The organism is Gluconacetobacter sp. (genome assembly GCF_047721585.1).
Lineage (GTDB): Bacteria > Pseudomonadota > Alphaproteobacteria > Acetobacterales > Acetobacteraceae > Gluconacetobacter > Gluconacetobacter dulcium.
Genome location: NZ_JBDNXE010000224.1, coordinates 1 through 3,193 on the forward strand (window position 1 = coordinate 1; position 3,193 = coordinate 3,193).

Sequence of the window (3,193 nt, forward strand, 5' to 3'; positions counted from 1 at the left end):
AGCGGCCCGCCAGGGCCGCGCCCGTCGTGTGTTTCCGAGCACCGGAGCGGAGCGGCCTCAATGGCCGTGAGCACCGGAGCGCAGGAAACGCGCGCCGGATCGCCACCAGCGCGCATTTACAGGCAGGGTCTCAGGTCTGGTCGGGAGCGGGGGCCGAGTTCAGCTGAATGTAGCGTTCGATTCCAACCAGCTTGATCAGGTCGAACTGACGGTCGAGGAAATCTTCATGCTCTTCCTCGTTATCGAGGATCTTCAGAAGAAGGTCACGCGACACGTAATCGCGCACGCTCTCGCAGTAGGCGATGCCCTCGCGCAGGTCGTCGAGCGCCTTTTGCTCGAGCTTCAGATCGCATTCCAGGATCTCCTGGACGTTCTGGCCGATCAGGATGGTGTTCAGCCGCTGCACGTTCGGCAGGCCACCGAGATAGAGAATGCGCTCGATCAGCCAGTCGGCGTGACGCATCTCCTCGATTGATTCCTCGTATTCCTTCTTCCCCAGCAGGGTAACGCCCCAGTGGCGCAGCGTGCGGGCATGCAGGAAATACTGGTTGATCGCCGTCAGCTCGTTGGTGAGCTGCGTGTTCAGGTGTTCGATAACTTTGGGGTCTTTGATGGCCATGTGCCGTCTCCGATGATTGGGGCAACGCTTCGTTCCCTGAACTACACCCGGCCACGCTCCGATTGCAAACATAAAACGCATATATATCAATATGATAATAGATGTGATTATCACTCGCAAGCGACAAGCCCCCGGATTGGCGGCACCCGCGGTCGCGGAAGGTCGCCCGAATGCGCAATACTTGTAATAATAATCATTCTCATATAGAGTCGAATAATCGACATTCTGCGTGCCGGTACAACCGGTTCGCCGTTCTGGAGACGACACAGTGCGACAGCCCCGCCTTCTCGACCGCAGACAGTTCCACCGCGCGGCGATCATGGCGATCGCTGGCGCCTGTCCCCTTTCCGCCATGGCGGCAGGCATCAGCGACGCAGGCAAGATCACCGACTGCCGGGGCCGGTCCGTCACAATCGGCCCGGCTCGACGGATTGCCAGCATCGGCGGCACCATTACCGAAACCCTCTACGCGCTGGGCGCGGCAGACCGGATCGTCGCGGTCGACATCACGTCCACATGGCCGGCACAGGCCCTGCGCGAGAAGAAATCCCTCGGCTACATGCGCGCGATCTCCGCCGAAGGCGTGCTGTCCCTGCGCCCGGACCTGATCCTCGCAATGAACGACGCGGGTCCGCCAACGGCCATGGACCAACTCATTGCGTCCTCGGTTCCCGTGGTGTTCGTGGAGTCCACGCCTTCCACCGACGCGATCCGGGACCGGACCCGCTTCCTGGCCCGCGTGGTCGGCGCCAAGGCGGCTGGCGACGCGCTGAGCGCCGCGATCGACGCCCGCTTCAGCGCCCTTGCGACATGGCGGGCCGCCCATCCACGGGCGCCGCGCATCCTGTTCGTGATGCGGATGACCAACGGCCATCCGCTGGCCGCCGGCAGCGGAACGGCGGCGGACGCGGTGATCCGGCTGGCCGGTGCCACCAACGCCGGGGCCGGCATGCAGGGCTACAAGATCGTCGAGGATGAAGCCCTGCTGACCCTGCGGCCGGATATCGTACTGACGATGGCACAGGACGCCGCCAGCCTGCGCGCCGCCCTGCTCGCCGATCCCGGCTTCCGCCTCACGCCGGCCGGCCAGAAGGGCGCCATCATCGCCATGGAGGGCGAACGCCTGCTGGGCTTCGGCCCGCGCACGCCCGACGCGGCGCTCGACCTCGCCCGGATGATCGACGCCGCGATGCCGGCATGATCATCCGCCGCCCCGGCTTCGGCGCCACGATGGCCGGCCTGGCGGTGCTGCTGCTGGCAACCGCCATCGCCGCACTGGCCATCGGCGCCACCGGCTTCGGCCTCGGCGGGCTGCTGCATCCGGGCTCGGCGGGCCGCGACGACGTGGCGTGGCTGGTCCTCAGCCAGATCCGCGCCCCTCGGGTGGTACTGGCGGCCCTGACCGGCGCGGCACTCGCCACCTCCGGCGCGGTCATGCAGGGGCTGTTTCGCAATCCGCTGGCCGATCCGGGGCTGATCGGCGTGTCGTCCGGCGCGGCGCTGGGGGCCGCGATCGTCATCGTGGCCGGCGGCGCGTGGCTGGGCAGCGGCGCCATCGGGCGCTGGGGCGTACCGGTCGGCGGCATGGCGGGCAGCCTCGCCAGCACGGCGCTGCTCTATCTGATCACGACCCGCGAGGGCGTGACCTCCACCAACCTGGTGATCCTCACCGGCGTCGCGCTCGGCGCCTTCGCCGCCGCGCTGACCGGCATCCTGATCTTCCGTGCCAACGACACCGCCCTGCGCGACCTGACCTTCTGGACCATGGGCAGCCTCGCCGGCGCGACATGGACACGCATCGGCCTGCTGCTGCCCTTCCTGCTGGCGGCCGCGATCCTCATGGCCGGCCTCGCCTCCCCCCTGAACGCCCTGCTGCTGGGCGAGGCCGACGCGGCGCTGATGGGCTACCGCGTCGAACGGGCCAAGCGGCTGGCCATGCTCGGTGTTTCGGTTGCCACCGGCCCTGTCGTGGCCTTCGTCGGCGTCATCGGTTTTATCGGCGTGGTGGTGCCGCATCTGGTGCGGATGGTCACCGGGCCGGACCACCGGCTGGTCCTGCCCGGCAGCGCATTGCTGGGTGCAATTCTGCTGCTGACGGCCGATACGATCGCGCGGATCATCGCCATTCCGGCCGACGTACCGGTGGGCGTCGTCACGGCCGCCATCGGCGCGCCCCTCTTCGTCTGGCTGCTGATCCGCCTCCACGATGTCGAGGTCCCGTCATGACGGAGCACCCATGACGCTGCGCCTCGACACCGTGTCACTTCACGGCAGGGAGCGCCCCCTGCTCGATGCCGTGTCGCTGACGCTCCATCCGGGAGAGATCGTCGCCGTCATCGGGCCGAACGGCGCGGGAAAAAGCACGCTGCTGCGGCTGGCCAGCGGGCTCGTGGCCCCGACCTCGGGCACGGTCAGCCTGGACGGCACCCCGATCGGCGACCTGCCACCGGAACGACTGGCGGCAAGACGGGCGATGCTCGGCCAGGATTCGGTCCTGCGCGCCCGCTTTTCGGTCGCCGAGCTGGTCCGGCTGGGCATCCGCCCCCCATGCCCGCCCGCCCGGCGAATGCCTCC

The 3,193-nt window shown here is 67.8% G+C and carries 4 protein-coding genes; 3 read left to right on the plus strand and 1 reads right to left on the minus strand.

Features of this window, described 5'->3' with window-relative positions:
* Positions 1-130: 130 nt before the first annotated feature.
* Positions 131-619 carry a bacterioferritin gene (gene bfr, locus ABF821_RS20475; protein ID WP_182974091.1) on the minus strand — a complete coding sequence of 163 codons (489 nt, stop codon included), beginning with the start codon at positions 617-619 and terminating at the stop codon, positions 131-133.
* Between the two features lie 268 nt (positions 620-887).
* Between bfr and ABF821_RS20480 the strand changes: the two genes are divergently transcribed.
* From ABF821_RS20480 to ABF821_RS20490, 3 genes are all read left to right on the plus strand, one after another.
* Positions 888-1,820: a heme/hemin ABC transporter substrate-binding protein gene (locus ABF821_RS20480; protein WP_415531407.1), complete on the plus strand. Its 933-nt coding sequence runs from the start codon at positions 888-890 to the stop codon at positions 1,818-1,820.
* Positions 1,817-2,845 (plus strand): FecCD family ABC transporter permease, encoded by a 1,029-nt coding sequence (locus ABF821_RS20485; protein ID WP_415531408.1) that lies wholly within the window; start codon positions 1,817-1,819, stop codon positions 2,843-2,845. Before ABF821_RS20480 ends, ABF821_RS20485 begins: the two co-directional genes overlap by 4 nt.
* Positions 2,846-2,855: 10 nt before the next feature.
* A partial coding sequence (locus tag ABF821_RS20490; protein ID WP_415531409.1) for an ATP-binding cassette domain-containing protein occupies positions 2,856-3,193 on the plus strand: 338 nt, incomplete at its 3' end.